Genomic DNA, 23969 nt, shown 5'->3' with positions numbered 1-23969 from the left:
CGGGGGCTGTTTGCGTGACGGGGAGATGAACAGCTGCGTTCTGGCGGGCTCGGCGCGGCACGATACGTTCATGAATCCTCTGGATAGAATCTGTCGGCCCTCGGAATCTCCTATCATGGGAGGCATGTCTTTCTTGCCCGCCTTGACGCGCCAGCGGCGCCAGCAGCAGCTGTGGAAACATGGCTGAGCGCGCCGCGCCGCCGAGGCCGGTCATCCCGGGATTCACCTACGTCAGACCGCTCGGCCAGGGTGGCTTCGCGCAGGTGCACCTCTACGAGCAGGACATGCCGCGGCGGGTCGTCGCGGTCAAGGTGCTGAGCGGCGAGGCCATCGGCCCGGACGAGGCCGAGCTGCGCGCCGTGTTCGAGCGCGAGGCCGACGTCATGGCGCGGCTCAGCAGCCACCCCTCGATCGTCTCGATCTATCAGGCCAGCATCTCGCTCGACGGTCACCCCTACATCGCGATGGAGTTCTGCCCCGCCTCGATGGGCACGCTCACGAAGGGTAAGCCGGCGCGGCTCAGCGACGTGCTCGACGCGGGGGTGCGGATGGCAGGCGCGCTCGAGACCGCGCACCGCGCCGGGGTGCTGCATCGCGACATCAAGCCGTCGAACGTGCTGCTCACGACGCTCGGTCGCCCCGCGCTCGCGGACTTCGGTATCGCGCAGGTGCTCAACAAGCCGGAGCCGGAGGAGGACGAGGTCGCGATGTCGATCCCGTGGTCCGCGCCGGAGATGGTGAAGCTCGCGAGCACGGGCAGCGTCTCGAGCGAGGTGTGGTCGCTCGGCGCGACCCTGTACTCCTTCGCCGCAGGCCAGGCACCGTTCGAGCTCCCGGATCGCAGCCAGAACACGCGCTCGAAACTCATCGAGCGGATCGCGAAGGCCGTCTACCGGCCGGTTCCCGGCGTGCAGGGCTATGGCCCGTTCGACGAGCTGATCTCGCGCGCACTCCAGAAGGATCCCGCCCGCCGCTACGCGTCGATGGCGGAGTTCGGCGAGGCGATCCAGGGCCTGCAGCGGCACTTCGGCTATGACGTCACTCCGCTCGAGATCGTCGCGGAGGCGTGGCTGCCGCGGACCGGCGAGATCCCGGTCGGCTCCCGCGGCCCGGTCGTGAGCTCGATGCCCGGCCGGCAGACGCGCGCTGCTGCGCGCGCCGCGGCCCTCGCAGACCGCCACGGAACGGACAACGACGGCGTGCTCTACGACCGTCCGGTCTCACCGCTCAGGGCCGGCCTCATCGGCGCGGGGATCGCGGTCGGACTGGTCGCAGGCATCGCGGCCATCGTCTGGGCGACCATCGGGAATGCCGGATGAGGAAAGAGAAGCAGGCACGACCCCCGAGGCAGCCGCGTGCGCCTCGCACGGCGGCCTCCGCGCAGCGGGCACGCAACGCACGGCTCTGGATCGCGGGCGGCGTGGCGCTCGCGCTCGTCGGCACGATCGCCGTGGTCGCGCACGGCTACGACGCCAGGGAGACGCCGCGCGAGGAGCCCGGGGTGTGGGTCGCCCGCGATGCGGGCCAGTACGCGCGCGTCAACACGGACACGGGCGAGATCGACCTCGTGCGCAAGATCTCCGAGCCGAGCGGGGTCACGCAGGTCGGCAACCGCAGCCTGCTGCTCTCCCACGGCAACGGGCGGGCGTGGGCCGTCGAGGCCGCGAACCCGCTCGACCTCAGCGATAGCGGACCGGCCGCGGGCGACGCGGCCAGCGAGGATCCCGAGGGCGCCGGATCCGGATCCGGGACCGACGCGCAAGCGGCGTCGAACAGCGAGGCCCCGTCCGCGATCAGCATGCCGGACGGCACGCGCGACGTCGTCACCGAGGGCCGCTTCGTGGCCGTGCGGACGGAGTCCGGCGGCGTGTACGTGGGCGAGATCGCGCCGTCCGCTCCTGATGCCGAGGCCGAGTCCGCGGTGGACGCCGCGGCCGACGTGACGGCGAGGCTCGAGTCGCTCACCCCCGTCGATCCGCTTGCCGCGCGCCAGCAGGAATCCGGCGAGGGCGCGGATGGCGAGAGCGCCTCCGACGAGGGCACGAACTACCAGGCCGCCGCGGTCGCGGTCTCCGCGGACGGGATCGTCGCGCTCTACTCTGCCGACGACCGGACGGTGGACCGTTACGACCTCGCGAAGGGCGAGTTCGTTGGCGGTACCGACACGGTAGCGGGGCGGGCGGCCACGGCGCCGCAGCTCGCCTTCGTCGGCTCCGACTGGGTGCTGCTCGACGCCGAGAGCGGCCGGCTCTGGCGGGCCGGCGCTGGCGCGCGCGCGAAGGATGTGCCGATCGAAGCTCCGGCGAAGCTGCAGGCGAGCGGTTCGCGGGGCGACGGCTCGGCGCTCATCGCGGACTCCGCCGGCCTGCTCAGCGTGCCGAAGAGCGGCGCACCCGTGCGCACGGTCGAGGCCGAGGGCGTGCCGGCCCAGCCCATCGAGCTCGGCGACACGCGGTTTGCGGCCTGGCTCGGCGCTTCGAGCGGCACACTCTGGACGGGGGAGGGCAGCGACACGCAGCCCCTCCAGTTCGACGACTCGGTCGAGACGGGCGGCGACTGGGAACCCTCGTTCCTCTCAAACGGTGATCGCGCGGTGCTCGGCGACAAACGCACCGGCATGCTTTGGACCCTGCCCGACGGGGCGATGATCCCGCTCACGCAGTGGACGATCTCGGATCCGCCGAAGGAGAACCGCGGCGAGGTCGTGGTCGACGAGGTCACGGAGCAGTTCCCGCCGACCGCGATGCCGGACGCCTTTGGGGTCCGCGCCGGCGAGCCGGCCCCGCTCCCGGTGCTCCTCAACGACTTCGACCCGAACACCTCGGACGTGCTCACGATCCTTCCCGAGTCGCTCACGGAGAACCCGCTCACCGAGGACTTCGGCACCCTGCAGATCGCGCCGGACGGTCAGTCGCTCATGGTGCAGCCGTCGGCAGGCATCACGGGATCCGCGACCTTCAGCTACCGCGTCACGGACGGCGTGCTCCGATCCGAGCCGGCCGTCGTCACCCTCACGGTCGCCGACGATGCGACGAACACGGCCCCGGCCTGGTGCCCGGTCGAGGGCTGCCAACGCACCTGGGGCGTCCCTGCGATCGTGCCGGGCGGCACGCTCGTGACCCCGCTCCTCGAGAGCTGGGTCGACCCCGAGGGCGACGTCATGATGCTCGCCGACGCGCGGCCCGCGCACGCGGAGGATCCCGTCCGCGTGCTCGTCACGGCGGACGGCCGCCTCGCCCTGCGGCACACCGACCCGAACGCGGGGGCCTCCGACATCATGCTCATGATTACGGTGCGCGACAGCCGCGGGCTCGAGCGCCAGCGCGAGCTCCAGGTGCAGGTGCAGCCGGACGCGCTTGCGCAGTTCACGGACTCGGCGGCGACCGTCACGGTCGGGCAGCCGCTCACCCTGCGCCCGCTCGAGCGGGTGGCCGGCGGATCCGGATCCTTCGCGCTCACCGACGCGGCGGTGCAGTCGGGCGATGCGAGCGTGACCCGCCAGCTCGCCTCGGGCACGATCGTTGTCGAGGCGACCCAGCCCGGCGTCTCGAACGTTTCGGTCTCGGTGCAGGACACGGGCACGGGCGCCGAGATCACTGGCACGATCAGGGTCACCGCCGTAACCGGATCGGCGTCCCTCACGCTTCCCCCGCTGCGCGCATTCGTGCGCCCGCTCTCCGACACGACCGTCGAGGTGCTCGGCGCGCTGCCGGGCGCGGACTCGCGTGCACTCTCGGTCGTCGCCGCGGACGTGCTCGACGGTGAGCTGCGCGCGGACATCATCGAGCACTCGCGGGTGCGCGTCGCCGGCTCGACCGCGAATGGCGCCGCCGGGCGGATCGGGGCGGTCGACGTGACCGTCGCCGAGGACGAGCGGCGCGGCCACGGCAGGCTCACCGTCTTCCAGGTGCCGGAGTCAGGGGCGTCCGCGACAATCGCCGTCGCCGACAATGCGACGGTGCGCGCGGGCTCGGTCGTCGACATTCCCGTGCTCGCGAACGACGTCGGGGCGCCGGGCGAGCGCCTGCTCCTGCACCCGGATGTTTCCGGATCCGGAACGAAGGGCGAGCTCGCCTTCGCCTCGGGGTCGGTGCTCCGCTACCTCGCGCCGGAGGCGCCGGGCACCTACCGGGTGAACTACACCGCGTACGGGGCGAGCGCGCCGGATGAGAGCGACGTGGGCACGGTCGTGATCACGGTCACGCCGAAGGCTGGCAACCGCGATCCGAAGCCGGCGACCCTCACGGCGCGGCTCTCGCCCGGCGAGAACACGAGCGTGCACGTGCCGCTCTCCGGCGTGGATCCCGACGGCGACCGGGTGCGTCTCGTCGGCGTCGCCGCGGTCGAGGATCCGCAGGTCACCGCGAGCATTTCAGTGTCCGGGGCCGAGCTCGCGGTCTCGGCGTCCGAGACCGCGAAGCCCGGCGTGCGCACGCTGAAGTACGAGGTCAAGGACGGCGCCGGGGGCGCGGGCGAGGGCGTGCTCCGGGTCATCGTCACGGACGGCTCCGAGGCCTCGGGGGCGCCGATCGCGGTGACCGATGTCGTGCGGCTCATGCCGGGCGCGGACCCTGCGGTCGTGACCCCGCTCAGCAACGACATCGATCCGGCTCGTGGCAGGCTGAGCCTCGAGTCGATCGTGCCGAACGTGCCGGGCGGCACCTCGAACCCCGACTACAAGCGGCTCGCCGATCGCCTCGACGCGAAGGAGCTGGAGCAGGGGAGGGTCACCGTGAAACCTGGCTCCGACCTGGGTGTTGTCTCCTACAAGTACCGGGTGACCTCGAGCGCGACGAAGAGCACAGCCGACGGCCTCGTCGTCGTGCAGACCTCCGAGCGGGTCGGCACCCAGGCGCCCTCCATCACCGACACCGTGCTCAACGTGCGCGACCGGGCCCGCCTCACGGGCGAGGGCGTCGACGTGCTCACCGGCAAGGTGCGCTGGGCCACGGGCGATCCGTCGAGCCTCAGCATCTCGATCTGGCAGGAGAACGGCGGGGACTACCGCGTCGAGGGCACTCGGATCCTCGGCAGCTACAACCCCGACGGCGACACGGTCGTGTTCAAGGCGACCGGCGTCGACACCTCGGGCACGAAGGTGTCGAGCTACGGCTTCCTCGTGATCCCGTCGCTCGACGAGCTCCGGGTCACGCTGAAGCCCGGGCTCGGATCGCTCCGCGTCGACGAGGAACAGTCGGTCGACGCGCGCGTCTCCGACCTCGTCGACGTCGGCCCAGAGGACCGGGTCGAGGTGCGCCAGGGCAGCTTCCCCGTGAGCCGGGCGAACGCGAGGTGCGAGGCCGTATCCGCCGACTCGATCCGGTACCGCGCGGGCAAGGAGGCGCCGTGGGCGGATATCTGTCTCATGGACGTGCGTCTGCGCGGCCAGAAGCAGTGGACCACGCTGCCCGTGCCCGTCGCGATCGTGCCGAAGGACCCGCAGGCGGAACTCCGCCCGCTCACCCGCACGATTGCGCCGGGCGAGAGCGAGTCGATCGCGCTCGCCGACATGGTCGAGTGGCCGGGCGGCCGCCAGGGTGACGCCTCGAAGCTGCGCTTCTCGGTGTCCGGGGGAGGTGCCCTGTTCGAGGTGCAGCCCGGCGGTGCGAACGTGACCGCGACGGCGAAGGCCGACGCGCGGCCGGGCGCCCAGGAGGCGCTGACCGTCAACGTGTCGGGGGCGGGCGAGGCGAGCTCGACGCTCACGCTCCGCGTGGGCGAGGCGGCGCGGGATCTGCCGCGCGGCGGCACGGTGGCGCTGCGCTGCACCGTCGGCGCGTCCTGCAGCGCGAACGTGGTCGGAGTGCCAGGCGAGTACGATCCCTTCGCCGGCAAGTCGGGCGGCGGGCTCAAGCTCGCCTCGGTCGACAGCTCGTCGTGCAACGTCGGATCCTTCGCCCCGGCCGGCGACACGAGCGTCGCGGTGAGCTGGCCCGGCGGCCGCACGACCGGCGGCACCTGCACCGTCGGGTTCACCGTACGCGACGCGCAGGGGCGCACGGGGAGCGGCACGATCGAGTTCGACGCCCAGGGTATCCCCGAGGCGCCCGCGAGCATCTCCCAGATCGACTACAGCGACTCGAGCGCCACCTTCTCCGTGACCCTCACCGGGCGCTCGCATCCCGCCGTCACCGACGTGCGACTCTCGGGCGCTGGCTCAACGAGCTGCTCGCCCGCCGGCCCGTCCTCGTTCACCTGCGTGGCGACCGGGCTCCGCAACGGCGAGAAGCACCAGTTCTCCGCGCGCGCGGTCAACGCCGTCGGCGAGTCCGCGCCGTCGAGCTCCGTCACCGCGTGGGCCTACAAGGCGCCGCCCGCGCCCGAGGTCTCAGCCGAGCCGGTCCGCAACCAGTCGAACGAAGACCAGACCAAGGGCGCGCTCCGGATCCGGATCTCGGGCTCGACGGACTCCCGGGAGTACCAGGTCAGCTACGGCGGCCAGAGCCTCGGCACGCTGCCCGGGCCGAGCGTCACGCGTGAGTTCCCTGGCCTGCCGGCCGGGCCAAACACGGTCGTCGTGGTGCCGGTCACGGCCTTCGAGGTGCCCCCCATCAAGCAGGGCTCCTCCACGGGCGACCGGGCCGAGGTCGCAGCCACTGTGATCGGCGCGCCGAAGATCTCCGGCGCGAACCTTGTGAGCACGGGCAACGAGAGCGCGAGGGTCGAGGGCACCGGGACCGCGCACGCGGGCGAGTCGATCTCTCTGTCCTTCAACGTCGAGCCCAGCAACAAGAACGTCGACTGCCGCAACGGCGGCAGCCAGAGTCGTGACTTCTCCGGCCTCGAATGGCGCAAGGAGTACCACGGCGCGATCTGCGCGAAGAGCGACTACGGCCGCAGCATCGCAACGACCGGGAACGTCCGGATCGGCAACCTCCCGGACGGGATCTCCGGCCAGTACACCGTGAATCCGGCGCCGCAGACGGGCGGGAATCGGGCGAGCTACAAGCTGCAGTCGGGGCTCCAGGCCCTCAACCAGTCGAGCGGCACGACGGTCGTCTGGCGCGTCGACGGCGGCAGCCCCACGACGAGCGCCCCGTCCCCGGACGAGGCGGCGATCCGCACCTTCGAGGTGCGCCAGTGCACGGACCCCGGCGACGAGGGCACCTGCTCGCCGTGGGGGCCGGTGACGCCGACGAACGGCGTGCCGGCGCTCGCGAGCGTGCAGCCGAACGGCCAGTGTTTCGACGCCGCGAGCCCGCCGGCGAACCCGATGAGCCTGTTCACGGTGTCGCCCGCCGCGAGCGGCTACGCGACGGGCGTGGCGGGCACCCCGGACGCGAACGCGAAGACCATCCCCATCACGATCTCGTGGAGCGGCGCGTTCGGCAACCTACAGCAGGTCACGCTCAACGCCTGCTACAAGCCGCCGCCGGCCCAGACCCCCACGACCCCGTAACCCCTGACCAACGATCCCCGAACCCCCGAGGAAGCATGACCACGCAGAACCCGGCCCAGCCGCCGGCCCCCGCCCGAGAAGAGACCCTCACGCCCGACCAGGCGCAGTGGGTGTCGCAGGTGTTCCAGTCGACCGCGGGCGCGGTTGAGCAGGTGATCCACGGCAAGCGACGCGTCATCGAGCTCGTGCTCGCGACCGTGCTCGCGGGCGGCCACGTGCTGCTCGAGGACGTGCCGGGGACGGGCAAGACGGCCCTCGCCCGCGCGCTCGGCCAGGTGATCCAGGGCACCTCGTCCCGCGTGCAGTTCACCCCCGACCTGCTGCCCGGCGACGTGACGGGCATCTCGGTGTTCGACCAGCGCGCCGGCGTCTTCGAGTTCCACGCGGGCCCGATCTTCGCGAACATCGTGCTCGCCGACGAGATCAACCGAGCGAGCCCGAAGACGCAGTCTGCGCTGCTCGAGGTCATGGAGGAGGGGCGCGTCACGGTCGACGGCACCTCGCACGACGTCGGCCACCCGTTCCTCGTGATCGCGACGCAGAACCCCGTCGAGCAGGCCGGCACCTACCGGCTGCCGGAGGCGCAGCTCGACCGCTTCATGATCAAGACCTCGATCGGCTACCCGGACAGTGCCGCGATGGTCCGGATCCTGCAGGGCCACCGCAGCGGCCACGAGGAGCTGCAGCCGGTCGTGACGACGAACATGATCACGCAGGCGCAGGAGTTTGCGAACAAGGTGCATGTGAGCCCGCTCGTCGCGGACTACGCGGTGCGCCTCGTCGAGGCGACCCGGCGCGCAGACTCGGTGCGCCTCGGCGGTAGCGTGCGCGGCGCGCTCTCGCTCGTGCGCCTCGCGTGCGCCTGGGCTGTCGCACACGGCCGCCACTACATCACCCCCGATGACATCCGCGATCTCGCGCTTCCCGTGCTCTCGCACCGGCTCGTGCTCGAGCCCGAGGCCGAGTTCGACGGCGTGACCGCCGAGCAGGTCGTCGGGCAGATCCTCCTCGACGTCGCCCCGCCGCAGGAGAACGGCACGGCGTGAACCAGGAGACGTCCCGCAGCCGCACCTACGGCAGCACGCACAGCACGACGAGGCGCACCGGCACGGCGCGCGGTCGTGCGCAGTCGCGTGCCGTCAGGGCGCGGCGGTGGTGGCGCAGCAACCGGCGCAAGCTCCGCCGCAACCTGCGCCGCACCGTGCAGACGGTCACGCCGTCGGGACGTTTCGTACTCGCGCTCACGATCGTCGCGATCGTGCTCGGCGCGACGCTCGGCTGGGTCGAGGCGTGGGTCGTCGCGCTCGTCGGCGGGGTCATGCTTCTCGCCGCGCTGCCGTTCCTCCTCGGCAACCGCTCCTACCAGATCCGGATCGTGATCGACCGCGCGCGGGTCGTGGCCGGCGGCGAGGTGCGGCTCGGCATCGAGGTCGAGAACACGGTCGCGCGGCCCTCGCTTCCGGCAACCGCGGAACTCCCGGTCGGCGACGCGCTACGCGAGATCGATATCCCGTTCATCGGGCCGCACGGCTCGGCCGTGCTCCCGCTCGAGGTGCCGGCGCCCGTCCGCGGCGTCATCGAGGTCGGCCCCGTGACGCTCGCGCGCCGCGACCCGCTCGGGATCCTGCGCCGCGAGGTCACCTGGCGCGACAAGCGCCTCGTGCACGTGCACCCGCGCACCACCTTCCTGCCGCCGGGATCCGCAGGCCTCGTGCGGGATCTCGACGGCGTCGCGAGCCGCCGCCTCACTGACTCCGACCTCTCGTTCCACGCCGTGCGCGACTATGTGCACGGCGACGCCCTCCGGCACGTGCACTGGCGCTCGACCGCGAAGACGGGCATGCTCATGGTGCGCCAATATGAGGAGACGCAGACGGCGCGCGCGGCGATCCTCTTCGACGCGAACCGCAGCGAGTACGCGAGCGAGGAGGAATTCGAGCTCGGCGTGAGCATCGCGGCCTCGCTCTCGCTGCAGGCCGTGCGCGAGGGGCGCGAGCGCTTCGTCGCCTCGCAGTGGACCCCCGGCCGGTTCCGCCCCGCGATCGACGGGCTCGAGGAGCTGCCGTCGCAGACGGTCACGCAGGTGCTCGACGCGTGGGCCGAGCTGGAGGTCGCTGAGGACGCCTTCCCCATCGAGACGCTCGCGCGCGGTCTCGCGGAGTCGCGCAGGCCGCTCTCCGTCGTCTTCGTCGTCACGGGATCGATCCCTGACGCGGCCCGGATGCGCCGCGCGGCGGTGTCCTTCCCGCCCGACGTGACCGTGATCGCGGTGCGCTGCGAGCTGCTCGCCGATCCGAGCGCGAAGCTCCTCGACGTCTGCAAACTGCTCACCGTCGGCGAGCTCGGCGACCTGCCGCAGCTCATGCTCAGAGGGAGCGGCCGATGAGCCAGGACGCCCGCCCGCCCATGTCGGCGGCGCGGCGCTCAGCGATCGTCGCGACACTCGGTGCTGCCTGGCTCGCGCTGTGGGCCGGCGTGCTTGCGGGGCTCGCTTCGGCCCCCATCTACCGCAGCCCGAGCGCCTGGCTTGTCGCGCTCGTCGCGGCCGGCGTCGCGTTCGGGATCGTCTGGCTCGGCCGCCGCTTCCGCTGGGGCCCGCTCACGATCGTCGCACTGATCTCGGTGTTCGTCGTGCTCGTGGTGCCGCTCGCCGTTCCGAGCGCGCTCACGGGCGGGCTCGGCGGCGTCGTGCGCGGCCTGGGCGACGGCCTCGCGTCGGTCGCGCTCGGCTGGAAGCAGCTGCTCACGCTCACCCTCCCCGTCGGCAGCTATCAGACCGTGCTCGTGCCGCTCTTCGTCGTCGTGTTCGGCGCCACCGCGCTGAGCGCCTGGCTCGCGCTCCGCGGCGGCCTCGCCGCCCAGTTCGCCTCGCTCCCGGTCGCGCTTCCCGTCGCGTTCGGCACCGTCTTCGGCTCCTCGAGCGTGAGCGACCCGCTCCAGCTCGGCCCGCTGCAGATCCTCGCGCCCCGAGAGATCGCGATCTGGCTCGTCGCGTTCGGCGTAATCGCCGGCTGGATCGCGTGGGCCTCGGGCACCGCGCGCCGTGCGGCGCTCCGCCGCGGCAGGGACGGCTCATCGCGCGCCCCGGCGCGCAGGCGCGGCGCGCTGCGCGGGCTCACGGGGGCCTGCATCGTCGTCGCCGCGCTCGCGACCGGATCCCTCCTCGCCCCCGCCCTCACGACGGAGGCTCGGAGCGTCCCGCGCGACCGGATCGACCCCGAGATCGTGATCGCGGAGCGCACGAGCCCGCTCGCCGCCTACCGCACCTGGAAGCGCGACGCGCAGTTCGCCTCCCCGCTCTTCGACGTCACCGCCGCGGGAACACTCCCGCCCAGGATCCGGCTCGCCGTCATGGACCGATACGACGGCGTCGACTTCACGGTCGGCACCGGATCCGGATCCGTCCGCTTCACGCGCTTCCCGAGCGGCGAGCCGCTCGCGGAATCGAGCGAGGTCAGCGTACGAATCGACGAGGGCTACTCCGACATCTGGGTGCCGCTCGCGATGCCGCTCGCCGCCCCGCCCCGCTTCACCGGCCCGCGCGCCTCGGAGCTCGGCGACAGCTTCTATGTGAACCGCGACACGCTCGGAGCCGTCGCGATCCCGACGAAGCGCGGCCTCGAGGCGGGCGACGGGCTCACGGCCGAAATGTCGGTCGCGGCCGACGCGCGGCTCGGCGAGCAGCCCGCGCACGAGGAAGCCCTCATCGACCTCGAGAAGATGCCTGAGCTCGAGCAGTGGTGGCACTCGCAGGAGCTGCCGGCCACGGGCCAGGGCTACACCGAGGCGCTCGACCGCCTTCGCAACCGCGGCTACCTCAGCCACGCGCTCACCGACGGGGAGGGCGAGCGGAAGTGGCTTGACGTGCTGGGCGAGCAGTACGGCACCCGCTTCGTCACGAGCCCGGGCGGCCACTCGATCGCGCGCGTCGAGCAGCTCTTCCAACAGCTGAACGAGCAGCAGCGCGCCGCGGGCAAGGACGCCGACGATGAGACGCTCGTCGCTGGCATCGGCGACGACGAACAGTTTGCCGCCGCGGCCGCCCTGCTCGCGCAGGCCGTCGGCTTCGACTCGCGGGTCGTACTCGGCGTGCGCACGGGCGGCGCGGAGATCCCGGGGGTGCCCGCCTGCGCCGAGAGCTGCACGGGCGAGAACATCGCGGCCTGGGTCGAGGTGCGTGGCTCAGACGGGGTGTGGGCCCCCTTCGACGTGACGCCGCAGGTCGAGACGCCTCCGACCACGCTGGAGGAGGGCGAGCAGCTCCCCGAGTACCCGACCGTGCCCGAGGAGCGCGACGCCGAGGAGAGCGATCCGCCCGTCGGCACGAGCGACGCCGACGGCGAGCACCGGGACCCGCGCGAGGCGGGGGACCTCGCCGTGCTCTGGGTCGCGCTCAAGTACGTTGGCCTCGGTCTCGCCGCGCTCGCCCTCATCACGCTGCTCGTGCTGTTCATCCCGGTCGCGAAGCGGATCCGGCGGCGAGCCCGGCGCTCGGCACCGGATCCGGAGATCCGGGCGCTCGGGGCGTGGGACGAGCTGCTCGACGCCTACGCCGACGCGGGATCCCGTGTGCGTCGCCGTGCGGCGCGCACGTCGACGGCGGAGGAGCTCGAGATCCCGGACGGGGTCTGGATCGCGAGCGAGGTGAATCGTGCGGTGTTCTCGAGCGAGAGCATCGACACGGCGGCCGCCGATGCGCTCTGGCGCAGGGTGGACGCGACGACCGCGGCGCACCGTGCCGGGCTCGGCAGGTGGGGGCGCGTGCGCGCCCGCTTCTCGCTGGCCTCGTACGGGGTACCGCGGCTCGGGGCGCTCTTCGGAGGCCGCGAGGGAGAGAAGGGGAGTTCTTCGATGTTCCATGGGGGGAACCGTGCCGCGCGGGGAATCGCGGCCTACAGGAGGTCGACCAAATGATCCGAGAGACGCCAGCCGCGCTGCGCAGTCCGGAGCTCAGCTACGCCATGCGGACCGATCCCGGCCGCAAACGCGAGGTGAACGAGGACTCGGCGCTGGCCGCGCCACCGTGCTTCCTGGTCGCAGACGGCATGGGCGGGCACGAGGCCGGCGACCTCGCGAGCCAGGCGGCCATCGCGGCCTTCGCCGGGCGCTTCACGCGCCGGGTGCCAGCGGACGTCGAGGACGTCGCCGAGGCGCTCGACGAGGCGCGCGCCGCCGTCGACGCGATCGCCGAGGGCCACGAGCGCGGGGCCGGCTGCACGCTGTCCGGCGCGGTGCTCGTCGACATCGACGGTGCCCCGCACTGGTTCATCCTGAACATCGGCGACTCGCGCGTCTATCTGCACCGCGGCGCCTCGCTCCAGCAGCTCACGGTCGACCACTCGCTGCGCGAGGAGCTGCGCGCCGACGGCGCGGTCGAGGAGGCGATGCTGCCCGGCCGCAACATCATCACGCGCGCCCTCGGCTCGACCGACAGCACGGCCGACTCCTGGCTCATCCCGGTCGAGACGGGATCCAGGCTCCTCATCTGCTCCGACGGGCTCACGAGCGAGGTCGGCGACGAGGATCTCCGGGCGACCCTCACGATGGGCGGCGACCCCGAGGCCGTCGCCGGGGAGCTCGTGCGCCGCGCCAACGACGCGGGCGGGCGCGACAACATCACCGTGGTCGTCGTGGACACCCTCTCGGGCGGATCGACCTGGTTCGAGAATCCGACCGGGGAGAGCGCGACCGACGACTACACGCTGACGGTCACGATCCCCGCGCGGAGGGGCGCATGAGCGGCGAAGAGCGGAAGCCCACGCCCGCCCAGCACGGCGCGGAGCTGGGCGCGGATCTAGGCGCGGATCTAGGCGCGGAGCCGGGCGCGGACGCGGAGGACGCGACCGTGGCGGTGCCGCGCCCGGTCGCCGACGATCAGACCGTCGTCGTGCCCCGGCCCGCGGCCGAGGACGCGACGGTCGCGGTGCCGCGGCCGGCGCCCGCCGCCGACGCGACCGTTGTCGTGCCGCGCCCCGAGCCCGCGCGCCACACGGATTCGCGGCATCACGCGTCGGCGCGACTCTCGAGTTCGGAGTCGTTCAGGCGCTCCCGCACGGGAGGCACGACGAGCAGCCGCAACCCTGCCCCGCCGGTCGAGGAGCCCGAGCAGCTCAACGTGTCGCGCGACATCGCCGCGCTCATGTTCAAGTCGCCGCTCGACCCGCGCCGCCGCGCGAGGGAGTCGCCGTTCCCCGAGTCGGCGTCGTCGAAGCCCAGGCAGGGCGTGCGCCCGGGGATGCCCGTCGTCTACGGTGCGCGCAGCGACTCGAGCCTCGCGGTGGGCGTCGCGGCCTCGCCGAGCGGTCCGATCTCGGCGGGCCAGCCGGTCGTGCCGAGGGAAGGCCGGGCGTCGCTCCCGTCGACCGCGCGCAGGAACAGGCGCGAGCAGGTCATCACCCTTGCGGGCGGGGCGGGCATGCTCGTCGCCGTCGCGTTCGGGCTGTGGTGGATCGGGTCCCTCGCGCTCGCGTGAGGCGACCGCCGTGACCCCGGTTCACGGCAAGTTGGAAGTAACGGGTATCTTAGGTGCTGATAAGCGCGTCCTGAGTGAATGGACTGGTAATGAACGAAGAAGTGGCCACTGGAGGCTGGGCGTTCCTCGGAGCGTTCTCGGTGGTGGGCGGAATACTCTCGCTCGCCATTTACGTCTGGTACCTCTGGTCCCTCTCCAAGCTCTTTCCTCATCTGGGACTTCCCTCCGTCTGGGGCTGGATCCCCGTCTGGAACCAGTGGCAGCTGATCCAGCGCGGCGGCCTGCCCGGCTGGCTCGTGCTGCTCGGGCTCGTGCCCGGGCTCGGGATCGTGGTCATCGTGGTCAGCATCATCGCGATTCACCGGATCAACACCGAGTTCGGCAAGTCGGCCGGGTTCACCGTGCTCGGCGCCGTGCTGCCCCCGCTCTGGGCGATGCTGCTCGCGAATCACATCGCAGACCGCTCCTACTCGGCGCCGCTCGGGCGGTCCGCTCAGCCGGCGCACCAGCCCGCGTACCCCCACGCGCCGGCCCAGCAGCCCTTCAGCCAGGCTCCCCAGCCCGGCCCGCTCGCGCCGCCGGCTCCCGCTGCCGCCCCGCAGCTGGCGCAGCCGCACCCAGCCGCGCCGCAGCCGTACGGGGCGCAGGGCATGCCGGCGGAGCCGCAGCCTTACGCGCCCGCCGCGCAGCAGGCCCCGGCCGCGCAGCAGGCGCAGCCCGCACCGCAGCCGTACTCGCCGCAGCCGGTTGCGCCTGAACCGCAGGCGCCGCAGTCCCACGCGACGCCCGCCCAGGCCCCGCAGCAGCCGTCGTTCCGCTCGCAGATCATCCCGCCGGCGCCGCAGGCGCCAGCCGCTCCGGTCATTCCGCCGGCCGACTACGGCTTCAGCCGCACGACCGAGGGCGACTACGAGCGCCTCGCGGCCGAGGGCATCCAGCAGAAGCCGGCAGCGCCCCTCGGGGCCGCTGAGCCGCTGCGGCCGTTCTCCTGGCCTGAGCCGCAGGATCCGACCGACGCGTTCGCCGCGCCGCCGTCGAATCCCGTCGTGCTTCCGGATCCGCCCGCGGCCCGCACGAGCACCGGCACAGCGCGCCGCCGCGCCGCAGAGCGGGAGGCGGCCGAGCGTCAGGCCGCCGAGCTCGCCGCAGCGGAGCAGGCGGCAGCAGACCGGGAGGCCGCGGAGGCCGCCGAGCGGCAGCGCGCCGAGCGTGAGGCCGCGGAGCGTGAGGCCGCGGAGCGCGCGGCCGCGCTCGCCGCGAAGCAGGAGACCGCGCAGGATCCCGAGCCCGCCAGCGATTCGACCCGCACGGGGAGGCGGGCCGCAGCGCCCGCTGCCGGCGCCGATTCCCTGCCGACCGCCGGCCCCGCGACCGGGGAGACCGACCTTCTTGCGGCTGCCGCGGCTGACGCGGCTTTCGAGGAGGAGCCCGAGGACGACCGCACGGTCGTCGTCGTGCGCCGCGCACGCTGGGGGCTCGAGCTCCCGGACGGCGAGATCGTCGAGCTCGCGGGTGACGACGTGATCGTGGGACGCAAGCCCGTGGCCCAGGGTGAGGCCGGCGTGCTGCAGATCGCGGACCCCACGCGAACGATGTCGAAGTCCCACGCGCGCATGCGTCGCACCGGCGACGACTGGACGATCGAGGATCTCGACTCGACGAACGGCGTCTCCGTCGTCGACGAGCGCGGCGAGGCGATCCAGATCGAGCCGGGCGAGGAGGTTGCGGCGACGGATCACCTCGTGATCGGGACCCTCGAGGTCGCGCTGCGGCGCATGGACTAGACATCGCGAGTTTGCAAAGGCGCTGCTCGCACTCAGCTTCGGAGGCGTAGTGTTTTGCACGTTGGGGCTCTTTGCCCCGCTCCGAAGGGGGAACGATGAAGGTCATCAGCTATAACCTGCGGAAGAACCGAGCCGTCACGGAGATCGGCGAGCTCGCCGAGCAACACTCCGCTGACGTGCTCTGCCTGCAGGAGGCGGAGGCCGTGGCCCTGCCGTCCGAGCTCGGGCACATGCGGCTCGTGCACGCGACCGAGCGCAACCGCCTCGGGCTCGCGATGTATGTGCGCGGGGATCGCTTCCACGCCCGCTCGGCGCACACGTTCCAGCTGAAGAAGTCGCTCCACGACCGCCTCCTCGCGCCCGCGCATGAGCGCCTGCTCGGCGCCCGCCTGCACGACGCGGAGGCGGGCCGCGACCTGGTGGTCGCCTCCTTCCACGCGGCCCCCCTGACGGCCCTCAACTCGCTGCGGCGCCACCAGATCCACGCGGCGCTCGGCGAACTGCGCCAGCTCGGCCCCGGGCTCCCCGCGCTGATGGTCGGTGACTACAACTACCCCGTATTCAAGGGCCGCCTCGACACGGAGATGCGCGACAGCGGATACGAGCTCAGCCTGAGCGACAAGCGCACCTACACGCGCTACCGCATGTTCCGCGGTCACTTCGACTTCGCGACCTCCGCGGGCCTGAACATCGGGGGAGTGCGAACGCTCGACCGCGGCACCTCCGATCACCTGCCGATCCTCGTCACGGCGGAGCACCGCGCGGCGGAGGAGCCGATGGCGGAACAGCTCGCGGAGCGCTCACCGGAGCACGCGACCGTCTGACACGGTTCGTGGCCCGCGAGCGCCGGCGCGGGCGACGGCTCAGGCGCGCGGGTGCACGGGGCTCGCGAGGGAGTGCCGAGCGAGGGGGCCGCGGTGCTCGGCGCTGTTCTCGACAACGAACGTGGCCATGGTCGGCAGGTACCGGTCGTCGGCCGTCTCGATCACGCTGCCCTGCTCGCTGAAGGTGAGCCGCCGCACGCGCAGCAGCGGGGTGCTCGCCTCGATGCGGAGCTGCTCGGCCTCGAGCGGGTGGGCCGTGATCGCGTCGATCGCGTGGCGGGCGCGCACGGGGTGCACGCCGTTGTCTGCGAGCGTCTGATAGACGCTGCGGTGGTCGAGGTCGGCGGCGAGGAGGAGCCGCCCGATCTCGAACGGGAAGGATGAGCGCTCGAGCATCGCGGGCTTGTCGTCGAGCGAGCGGAGGCGGATGATCTCCACGACCGGGGCGTCGGGCGCGATCTGGAGCTCACGGGCGATCTCCTCGGTCGCGGGCCTCCGGCTCGCCTCGACGACGCGCTGGCCGGGTGTGAATCCGAGTTCACGCGCCCATTCCGTGAACGACATGAACGTGTCGAACGACTGTGCGGGCGTCGTGCGCTGCACCCGCGGCGGTGCGCCACGACCGCCAACGATCATGCCTTCCGAGCGGAGCGCCGCGAGGGCCTGGCGGACAGGTCCGCGCGAGGTTCCGAACTCCTCGACGAGCGATTTCTCGCTCGGGACACGATCACCCGGGCACCACTCGCCAGTGCGAATTCTCCTGATCATCTCCTCATATAGCTGGGTGTGGAGTGGCGCACTGCTCGACATGGGACCAGGCTAATAGTTGTCTTGATTTGTCCGGGGTCCGCCGGGTGACGGGCAGATGAATGCTCGGTGACTCGGATCCGCGCAAGGTTTCGGCGTGTGAACTTTAGGAAAACAATTGCGCCGGGGCTTGCCCGCTGGGCGCGCTCTCTCGCATGATCGTGAGTATGACGCGAACGGCATATGTGGCGGCTACGATCGCCTCAATCGCCGCGCTCTCGTGCGTCGCGGCTCTCACGCTCGTGCTGCTCGCCCCGGGGAGCGCCGGGGGCGGGCCCGGTTCGGCTGGGTCAGGCCCCCGCGCAGGATGCCCCGAGGGGCCGCTCCGCCTCGGCGTCGAGCGCTCGGCCGATCCGCAGGAGATGGGGCCCGCCTACCAGCGCTTCGGTGACGCGCTGGCGTCGCGGCTCGGTTGCTCGGTCGAGGTCGTGGTCATGGGAGACGAGGGGGAGGTCGCCGCGGCGCTCGAGGACGGGCGGGTTGAGCTCGCGCAGCTCGAACCGCTCGCCTTCGCCAGGCTCGCTGGGGGCGGGGGGTCGGCGCCTCAGCGGGCTCCCGCGACGCCGCTCGCCGCGTTCGCCGATGCGAGCGGTGAGTCTGCCGCCTACTCCAGCGGCATCTGGGTCGCCCGAGCGTCGGGGATCCGGGGCCTCGGCGATCTTGCTGGCCGCTCGCTGGCGCTCGGCAGGCCGGGCTCCGTTGGCGGCGACGCCCTGCCCGCCGCGGGCCTGAAGGACGCGGGGGTCGGTGGCAGGGTGTCGGTCGACTACGCCGGGGACAGCGCTCGGTCCATGCGCGCGCTCGTCGACGGGACGGTCGACGCCGCGCAGATCGACACCTCCGTGGCCGACGCCGCGGTGCGTGCCGGCGCACTCGACCCGGAGCGATTCCGCCGGATCTGGACCTCGCAGTCAGTGGGCTTCGACCTGATCGCTGCGCGCTCGGAGATGCCGCGTGAGCTGCGACTCCGGATCGCGGGCGCGCTCATCGGGATCGAACCGGTCGATCTCGCGCGGGCGGGCAGGATCGCAGGCGTCGAGGCGCCCGCCCGCATGGTGCGCGCGACGGCCGACGAGTATCGCGCGCTCTCGCGGGTCGCCGGAACTCAGGCGTCCGAGGCCGCGTGATCCCGGGTGCAGCGCGCCGCCGGGCCCTCCTGGGGTGACTCCTCGGCGGCGTCGTTGAAGCGGTGCAGCCCGGAGCGGAGCGTCTCGAGATCGACGAGCGACCACTCGGTGAAGCGCTCGTGATACGACCGGGCCCACTCCTCGCGGATCCGCTTGAACTCGCGCTTCGCCCGCTCGCTCCCCGTGAGGAGGGTGACGCGTCGGTCCTCGGGGGACGGAACCGCGTCGACGAAGTCGAGCTCCCTCAGCTTCGTGATCTGCCGGCTGACCATGGCCTTGTCCATGTCGAGCATGTGCCCGATGCCGGTGACGGTGAGCGGACCCTTCTTGAGGATCAGCTGCAGGATCATGAGCCCGACGCCGTTGAGCTCCGGGTGGAGGGAGCCAGCGTAGCGAGCCCAACGCGACTTCGCGAAGGTGAAGACGTCTGAGAACTCCGAGATGATCTCGGTGATCATCGCATCCTTCGAAGCGTCGGGCTCGCTGCCGTGTTCGCGCATGGTTCCGAAGCCTAGCGCGCTGCGCCGTGAGTTTCGGACGCGGCGTCCGGCGCGGTGCCGGGAGCCGCACCCGGGCCACCGGCCGCTTCGGCGGCGGTCTCGGCCGCCTTGCGTTCGAGCTCGGCGCGCTGCTGCGCCGCGCTCTTCGAGCTGAGCGGGATGTTCGGGATCAGGAGGATCGCGACGATCGCGACGATCGCCACGGGGGAGGCCGCGAGGAAGATGTCGCCGATCCCATGCCCGTACGCCGACTCGACGACGTCGCGGATCGGGGCGGGCAGCTCGGCGATCTTCGGGATCGTGCCGCCCTTCAGTGCGTCGGCGCCGGCCATGGCCGCGGGGTTCGTGCGCGCGAGCTTCTCGAAGCCGTCGGAGATGAACTGGACGACCTGGTGGGAGAGCATCGCGCCCATGGCGGACATGCCGGCGGTGCCGCCGATCGTGCGGAAGAAGGTGACCGCGGAGCTCGAGACGCCGAGCTCGTTCGGCGAGACCGTGTTCTGCACGACGAGCACGAGGTTCTGCATGCACATGCCGACGCCGGCTCCCAGCACGAACATCGACGCGCCGACGTACCAGAACGAGGTGTCGTAGCGGAGCTGGCCCATCATGACGAGGCCGAGCGCGAGGATGAAGGATCCCGCGACCATGTAGCGCTTCCACTTGCCCGTGCGCGAGATGATCTGGCCGACGATCGTCGACGCGAGCAGCACGCCCGCCATCATCGGGATCGTGAGGAGGCCGGACTCGGTCGGCGTCTTGCCGCGGGCGAGCTGCATGTACTGGCCGAGGAAGACGGAGGTGCCGAACATCGCGAGGCCGACCGCGATCGAGGCGATGACGGACATCGTGAAGGTGCGGTTCTTGAAGAGGTGCAGCGGGATCAGGGGCTCGGCGGCCTTCGCCTCGACGATGCCCGCGATGAGGAGGGTGAGGATCCCGCCGCCGACCATGGCGAGGGTCTCCCACGACCACCAGTCGAACTGCGATCCGCCGAGCGTGACCCAGATCAGGAGGCTCGCGAAGCCCGCCGAGATGAGCGTTGCGCCGAGATAGTCGATCTTGACCTTGCGCTTCGTCGTGTGGAGGTGCAGCGTCTGCTGCAGCACGATGATCGCGACGACCGCGATGGGGGCGGCGACGTAGAAGTTCCAGCGCCAGCCGATCGCGTCGGTGATCGCGCCGCCGAGGAGCGGGCCGCCGACGGTCGAGACGGCCATGATCGCGCCCATGATGCCCATGTACTTGCCGCGCTCGAGCGGGCTGATGATCTCGGCGAGCACGATCTGGCCGAGCGCGCCGAGGCCGCCTGCGCCGAGGCCTTGGAACACGCGGAACGCGATGAGCCAGCCCGGATCCTGCGCCATGCCGGCGAGCGCCGAGCCCAGGGTGAAGAGCACGAGCGAGATCTGCAGCAGCGCCTTCTTGCTCGTGAGGTCGGCGAGCTTGCCCCAGATGGGGGTCGAGATTGCCGAGGCGAGCATCGTCGCGGTGACAACCCACGTGAACGCCGCCTGGTCGCCGCCGAGGTCGGCGATGATGATCGGCATCGAGGTGCCGACCACGGTCATCGACAGCATCGAGACGGCCATGCTGAGGAAGAGGCCGGTGAGCGCGAGGTTCTTCGCGCGGCCGTGGAGCACGCCATCGGTGTCCGTGCCTGCCCTGGTCCGTGCGCGTGGCTTCGTTGCTGCGGGTCTGGTCTGCGTCATTCGGTGGTGGGTTCCTTCGGGGTGATGCTGATGGCTGGCGACCCGAGGGGTCGCTTTTGTTGACGAAGATCAACTATACGAAAATGGTTGATAGATGTCAACAAGAGCGCGTCTGAGGAGATTCTTCCCTGATCGCTTTGCGGAAACGTGGACGTCGGGTACAGTTATGTTTCGTGACGGCGTGGAACCCTAAGGGGTGACGCGTCGCGCGCGCCGGTTCGTCGCATCTCTGGGGTTCGAACGCGCCGGAACTGTGTGTCGCTATATAAATCCATTGCGTAACGAAACGAATGGGTGTGGGAGGGAAACCAATGCATCGTTTGAGAGGGCGCGCGGGCGAGTCGCCGCGCGCAAGCCGGGGGCTGCGCTCCTGGTGGAGAATCGGGGTCATGGCGCTCGCCGCGGCCCTGGCGCTGCCGGCGCTGCCCGCGCTGTCGGCATCCGCGGCGAATGCCGCGGAGCTGCAGAACGTGAGCTTCAGCAACGTCACGATCTCGGAGGGCTCGAAGCCGCTCGACGCCGACGGCTTCCTGCCGGCCTCGAACACGCTCACGATCAACCAGTGGAACCCCGGCAACGTCAGCGGGAGCGCGGGCAACTACGTCATGCTCGGCTTCGACGTCGCGGTCCCGAACGGCGCGCAGCCGGGGGACACCTTCTCCGTGTCGCTTCCCGAGTTCTGGACGGTCCGCGGCGCGGCCTCACTCGCTGACCTCGTCGACCCCGCGGGCAACACGATCGCGACGACGAAGGTCGTGACCGTGAACGGGATCCGGAGCATCCAGTTCACGCTGACCGAATTCGTCAAGGACCGCGAGAACCTTGCGGGCAACCTCACGTTCATGGCGCAGGAGCTCTCCTCGCCCGATCGCCCGGTCGGCGACTACGTCGCACCGGTCGTGACGAACACGGGCCAGGAGCTCGTCGAGCTCAAGGCGCGGGTGCCGGCACCCTACTGGGCGGCCCCTTCGATCTCGATGTCGTGGTCGGGCGACCCCAACACCCCGACGGGCGGCGTCGAGCTCCGCTCGCGCCCCTCGTACGACGGCGCGAGCTCGGTCAAGGCGACCGTGTACGCGGGCCCCGGCTACATCTTCGACTGCGAGGCGCTGCGCAACCAGGATCCGACGAAGGCGATCGGCATCGGCCTCGTCGACATCGGGCCCGAGGGCGTCCGCAACTCCCTTCCGACCGAGGAGTGGCTGCTCGATCCGAGCAAGTACACGCTGACCTGCGACGGTGGTTCATTCACCGTCGAGATGCCCGCCTCCTCGTGGACGAGTGCCGACGCCGAGAGCGGCCAGGTGCTCCGCATCATCACGACCAGGATCCCGACCGACGACAGCTGGAAGGACGACGGCGCGGTCTTCGCGTACGCCGACCTCGAGCAGAACGGCCGCACCCTCGAGCTGAACGGCCGCGCCGTGCCCCCGGGCTCGACCGGATCCGGAACCTCGAACCAGCTGCCCCCCCGGCGCCTTCGAGACCCTCATGTTCCAAGACATGAACGGCAACAGCCTCTTCGATGAGGGCACGGACGTCGTGCTCCCCGGCATCCAGGTGAAGCTCACGGGCACCACCTCGACGGGCGCGGCGGTCGACACGGCCGTGACGACCGACGATCAGGGGCGCGCACGCGCCACCATGCGCGCGGGCGACTACACCGCGACGATCGTGAACCCGCCGGCCGGCATGACCCAGGTCACCCCGAACGCCGGCGACGACGCGCTCGACTCCGACTTCGACGGAGGCACGGCCACCTTCACGGTCACGTCGCGCGAGACGACGGCGCGCGATGGCGGCTTCTTCGTCCCCATGGGCACGTTCCTCGCCGACAAGGCGATCACGGGCGACGCGGCAGGCCTCGTCCCCGCCGACACCGAGTTCACCCTCGACTACTCCTACCCGGCTGGCGCGGGCTACCCCGCCGGCAGCGGCACGCTCGTCGTGACGGCGGACGGCACCCAGGTGGAGTCGCCCCAGATCCCGGTCGGCGCGGTGGTCAGGATCACTGAGCAGGCGCCCGCGCCCATCGCGGGCACCGAGTGGGGCGCCCCCGAGTACTCCTCGGAGAACGTCACGATCACGAACGGCTCGCAGCTCGCCGAGTTCACCGTCACGAACCCGATCAGCATTCAGTACGGCACCTTCTCGGCGAAGAAGGCCGTCACGGGCGAGACCGCAGGCATCGTCCCGGGCGACACGGAGTTCACGCTCAATTACTCGTACCCGGCCGGCCCGGGCTACGAGGCGGGCGCCGGATCGCTCACGCTGACGGCCGACGGCACCCCCGTCACCTCGCCGGAGATCCCGGTCGGCGCCGTCGTCACGCTCGAGGAGGCCACCCCGGCACCCGTCGAGAACGCCGAGTGGCAGCGCCCGGTGCTCTCTGCTGACACCGTGACGATCATCGCGGGTGGCACGAGCGGCGAGATCGTGGTGACGAACCAGCTCGACCTCAAGTACGGCTCCTTCTCCGCGAAGAAGGAGCTCACGGGCGAGGCGGCCGGGATCGTCCCGGGCGACACCGAGTTCACGCTCAACTACTCGTACCCGGCCGGGCCGGGCTACGAGGCCGGCGCGGGAACACTCACGCTCACGGCCGACGGCACTCCCGTCACCTCCGAGCCGATCCCCTACGGCGCAGTCGTGACACTGTCGGAGGCCGCCCCGGCGGAGATCCCGAACGCGGTGTGGAGCGCGCCCGTGCTCTCCGCGGACGAGCTCACGATCAGCGCGTTCAGCTCAGGCGTCGAGATCACCGTCACCAACGAGCTGAACCTGCGATACGGCGCGTTCAGCGTCGCGAAGCAGCTCGCGGGCGACGCGGCCGGCCTCGTGGCTGACGATACCGAGTTCACCGTCGACTACGCGTTCCCGGCGGGCCCCGGCTACAAGGCGGGCGCGGGATCGCTCACGATCGCGGCCGATGGCACCCCCACCGTCCAGGACGGGATCCCGGCGGGCGCGGTCGTGACGATCGAGGAGCAGGATCCCGCGGCGATCGACGGCCTCGAGTGGACGGGCGTCTCGTACTCCGCAACCGACGCGACGATCGTCGCCGACGAGACCGCGGAGTTCACCGTCACGAACGAGGCGACCGAGGTCACGACCCCGGTCGGCCCGAAGCCCGACGGCCCCGAGCTCCCGACCACGGGCGCCGCCGCAGGCTGGGCGGGTGGCGCGCTCGCCGCCGCGCTCCTCGCGGGCGGAGCGATCCTCCTGCTGGTGCGCCGACGCAGGATCGCGGCGGAGTAATCACGCCCTGATCCGGCACGGAGGGCCCGGTGCGCGAGTGATCGCGCGCCGGGCCCTCCGGCGATCCGGGCGCACCCGGGGCCAGG

15 protein-coding genes are annotated in these 23969 nt (G+C 71.7%); 12 read left to right on the top strand and 3 right to left on the bottom strand.

Annotated features, from left to right (window positions below; all coding sequences use genetic code 11):
* The first annotated feature begins 179 nt into the window (after positions 1 to 179).
* The 9 genes from ACOPJ3_RS13625 (at position 180) to ACOPJ3_RS13585 (ending at position 16479) form a co-directional block, all read left to right on the top strand.
* A complete protein-coding gene (locus ACOPJ3_RS13625; RefSeq protein WP_427869705.1) occupies positions 180 to 1319 on the top strand; it encodes a serine/threonine-protein kinase in 1140 nt (379 codons plus the stop codon).
* The gene (locus ACOPJ3_RS13620; protein ID WP_427869704.1) at positions 1316 to 7399 is read left to right on the top strand and encodes an Ig-like domain-containing protein; all 6084 of its coding nucleotides are present in this window, start codon (positions 1316 to 1318) and stop codon (positions 7397 to 7399) included. Before ACOPJ3_RS13625 ends, ACOPJ3_RS13620 begins: the two co-directional genes overlap by 4 nt.
* Positions 7400 to 7434: 35 nt before the next feature.
* The gene (locus ACOPJ3_RS13615) at positions 7435 to 8445 is read left to right on the top strand and encodes an AAA family ATPase (RefSeq protein ID WP_427869703.1); all 1011 of its coding nucleotides are present in this window, start codon (positions 7435 to 7437) and stop codon (positions 8443 to 8445) included.
* Positions 8442 to 9785: a DUF58 domain-containing protein gene (locus ACOPJ3_RS13610; protein ID WP_427869702.1), complete on the top strand. Its 1344-nt coding sequence runs from the start codon at positions 8442 to 8444 to the stop codon at positions 9783 to 9785. Before ACOPJ3_RS13615 ends, ACOPJ3_RS13610 begins: the two co-directional genes overlap by 4 nt.
* On the top strand, positions 9782 to 12313 hold the full coding sequence (locus tag ACOPJ3_RS13605; protein ID WP_427869700.1) for a DUF3488 domain-containing protein: 2532 nt from the start codon (positions 9782 to 9784) through the stop codon (positions 12311 to 12313). Before ACOPJ3_RS13610 ends, ACOPJ3_RS13605 begins: the two co-directional genes overlap by 4 nt.
* Positions 12310 to 13137 (top strand): PP2C family protein-serine/threonine phosphatase, encoded by an 828-nt coding sequence (locus ACOPJ3_RS13600; RefSeq protein WP_427869699.1) that lies wholly within the window; start codon positions 12310 to 12312, stop codon positions 13135 to 13137. Before ACOPJ3_RS13605 ends, ACOPJ3_RS13600 begins: the two co-directional genes overlap by 4 nt.
* Positions 13134 to 13871: a hypothetical protein gene (locus tag ACOPJ3_RS13595; RefSeq protein WP_427869698.1), complete on the top strand. Its 738-nt coding sequence runs from the start codon at positions 13134 to 13136 to the stop codon at positions 13869 to 13871. The genes ACOPJ3_RS13600 and ACOPJ3_RS13595 overlap by 4 nt, the downstream gene beginning before the upstream one ends.
* A gap of 89 nt (positions 13872 to 13960) precedes the next feature.
* Positions 13961 to 15655 (top strand): FHA domain-containing protein, encoded by a 1695-nt coding sequence (locus ACOPJ3_RS13590; protein WP_427869697.1) that lies wholly within the window; start codon positions 13961 to 13963, stop codon positions 15653 to 15655.
* A 95-nt stretch (positions 15656 to 15750) separates the two neighbouring features.
* Complete coding sequence (locus ACOPJ3_RS13585; protein WP_427869696.1) at positions 15751 to 16479, top strand: endonuclease/exonuclease/phosphatase family protein; 729 nt, start codon at positions 15751 to 15753, stop codon at positions 16477 to 16479.
* A gap of 39 nt (positions 16480 to 16518) precedes the next feature.
* Here the strand turns inward: ACOPJ3_RS13585 and ACOPJ3_RS13580 are convergent, their stop codons facing one another.
* On the bottom strand, positions 16519 to 17289 hold the full coding sequence (locus ACOPJ3_RS13580) for a GntR family transcriptional regulator (protein ID WP_427869695.1): 771 nt from the start codon (positions 17287 to 17289) through the stop codon (positions 16519 to 16521).
* A gap of 164 nt (positions 17290 to 17453) precedes the next feature.
* Here ACOPJ3_RS13580 and ACOPJ3_RS13575 point away from each other — a divergent pair, with 164 nt between their 5' ends.
* Positions 17454 to 18413, top strand: a complete 960-nt coding sequence (locus ACOPJ3_RS13575) for a PhnD/SsuA/transferrin family substrate-binding protein (protein ID WP_427869694.1) — start codon at positions 17454 to 17456, stop codon at positions 18411 to 18413.
* Here the strand turns inward: ACOPJ3_RS13575 and ACOPJ3_RS13570 are convergent.
* Both ACOPJ3_RS13570 and ACOPJ3_RS13565 read right to left on the bottom strand, forming a co-directional pair.
* The gene (locus ACOPJ3_RS13570) at positions 18392 to 18913 is read right to left on the bottom strand and encodes a MarR family winged helix-turn-helix transcriptional regulator (RefSeq protein WP_427869693.1); all 522 of its coding nucleotides are present in this window, start codon (positions 18911 to 18913) and stop codon (positions 18392 to 18394) included. The genes ACOPJ3_RS13575 and ACOPJ3_RS13570 overlap by 22 nt on opposite strands.
* Before the next feature lie 11 nt (positions 18914 to 18924).
* Positions 18925 to 20625: a DHA2 family efflux MFS transporter permease subunit gene (locus ACOPJ3_RS13565; RefSeq protein ID WP_427869692.1), complete on the bottom strand. Its 1701-nt coding sequence runs from the start codon at positions 20623 to 20625 to the stop codon at positions 18925 to 18927.
* A gap of 389 nt (positions 20626 to 21014) precedes the next feature.
* Here ACOPJ3_RS13565 and ACOPJ3_RS13560 point away from each other — a divergent pair, with 389 nt between their 5' ends.
* Both ACOPJ3_RS13560 and ACOPJ3_RS13555 read left to right on the top strand, forming a co-directional pair.
* Positions 21015 to 22154: an Ig-like domain-containing protein gene (locus tag ACOPJ3_RS13560; RefSeq protein WP_427869691.1), complete on the top strand. Its 1140-nt coding sequence runs from the start codon at positions 21015 to 21017 to the stop codon at positions 22152 to 22154.
* Positions 22129 to 23883 carry a DUF5979 domain-containing protein gene (locus ACOPJ3_RS13555; RefSeq protein ID WP_427869690.1) on the top strand — a complete coding sequence of 585 codons (1755 nt, stop codon included), beginning with the start codon at positions 22129 to 22131 and terminating at the stop codon, positions 23881 to 23883. Before ACOPJ3_RS13560 ends, ACOPJ3_RS13555 begins: the two co-directional genes overlap by 26 nt.
* Positions 23884 to 23969 lie beyond the last annotated feature (86 nt).

The sequence above is a fragment of the Leucobacter luti genome (assembly GCF_050310065.1).
In the GTDB taxonomy this organism is placed as follows: domain Bacteria; phylum Actinomycetota; class Actinomycetes; order Actinomycetales; family Microbacteriaceae; genus Leucobacter; species Leucobacter luti_B.
The sequence above is the reverse complement of the archived record's forward strand: the minus strand, read 5'-3'. Positions and strand labels throughout refer to the sequence as shown.

What these genes read in the sequence shown, in the direction of transcription:
- ACOPJ3_RS13625 (WP_427869705.1), top strand. Translation starts at nt 180, where the DNA reads ATGGCTGAGCGCGCCGCGCCGCCGAGGCCGGTCATCCCGGGATTCACC.
- ACOPJ3_RS13620 (WP_427869704.1), top strand. Translation starts at nt 1,316, where the DNA reads ATGAGGAAAGAGAAGCAGGCACGACCCCCGAGGCAGCCGCGTGCGCCT.
- ACOPJ3_RS13615 (WP_427869703.1), top strand. Translation starts at nt 7,435, where the DNA reads ATGACCACGCAGAACCCGGCCCAGCCGCCGGCCCCCGCCCGAGAAGAG.
- ACOPJ3_RS13605 (WP_427869700.1), top strand. Translation starts at nt 9,782, where the DNA reads ATGAGCCAGGACGCCCGCCCGCCCATGTCGGCGGCGCGGCGCTCAGCG.
- ACOPJ3_RS13600 (WP_427869699.1), top strand. Translation starts at nt 12,310, where the DNA reads ATGATCCGAGAGACGCCAGCCGCGCTGCGCAGTCCGGAGCTCAGCTAC.
- ACOPJ3_RS13595 (WP_427869698.1), top strand. Translation starts at nt 13,134, where the DNA reads ATGAGCGGCGAAGAGCGGAAGCCCACGCCCGCCCAGCACGGCGCGGAG.
- ACOPJ3_RS13590 (WP_427869697.1), top strand. Translation starts at nt 13,961, where the DNA reads ATGAACGAAGAAGTGGCCACTGGAGGCTGGGCGTTCCTCGGAGCGTTC.
- ACOPJ3_RS13585 (WP_427869696.1), top strand. Translation starts at nt 15,751, where the DNA reads ATGAAGGTCATCAGCTATAACCTGCGGAAGAACCGAGCCGTCACGGAG.
- ACOPJ3_RS13580 (WP_427869695.1), bottom strand. Translation starts at nt 17,289, where the DNA reads ATGTCGAGCAGTGCGCCACTCCACACCCAGCTATATGAGGAGATGATC.
- ACOPJ3_RS13575 (WP_427869694.1), top strand. Translation starts at nt 17,454, where the DNA reads ATGACGCGAACGGCATATGTGGCGGCTACGATCGCCTCAATCGCCGCG.
- ACOPJ3_RS13570 (WP_427869693.1), bottom strand. Translation starts at nt 18,913, where the DNA reads ATGCGCGAACACGGCAGCGAGCCCGACGCTTCGAAGGATGCGATGATC.
- ACOPJ3_RS13565 (WP_427869692.1), bottom strand. Translation starts at nt 20,625, where the DNA reads ATGACGCAGACCAGACCCGCAGCAACGAAGCCACGCGCACGGACCAGG.
- ACOPJ3_RS13560 (WP_427869691.1), top strand. Translation starts at nt 21,015, where the DNA reads ATGGCGCTCGCCGCGGCCCTGGCGCTGCCGGCGCTGCCCGCGCTGTCG.
- ACOPJ3_RS13555 (WP_427869690.1), top strand. Translation starts at nt 22,129, where the DNA reads ATGAACGGCAACAGCCTCTTCGATGAGGGCACGGACGTCGTGCTCCCC.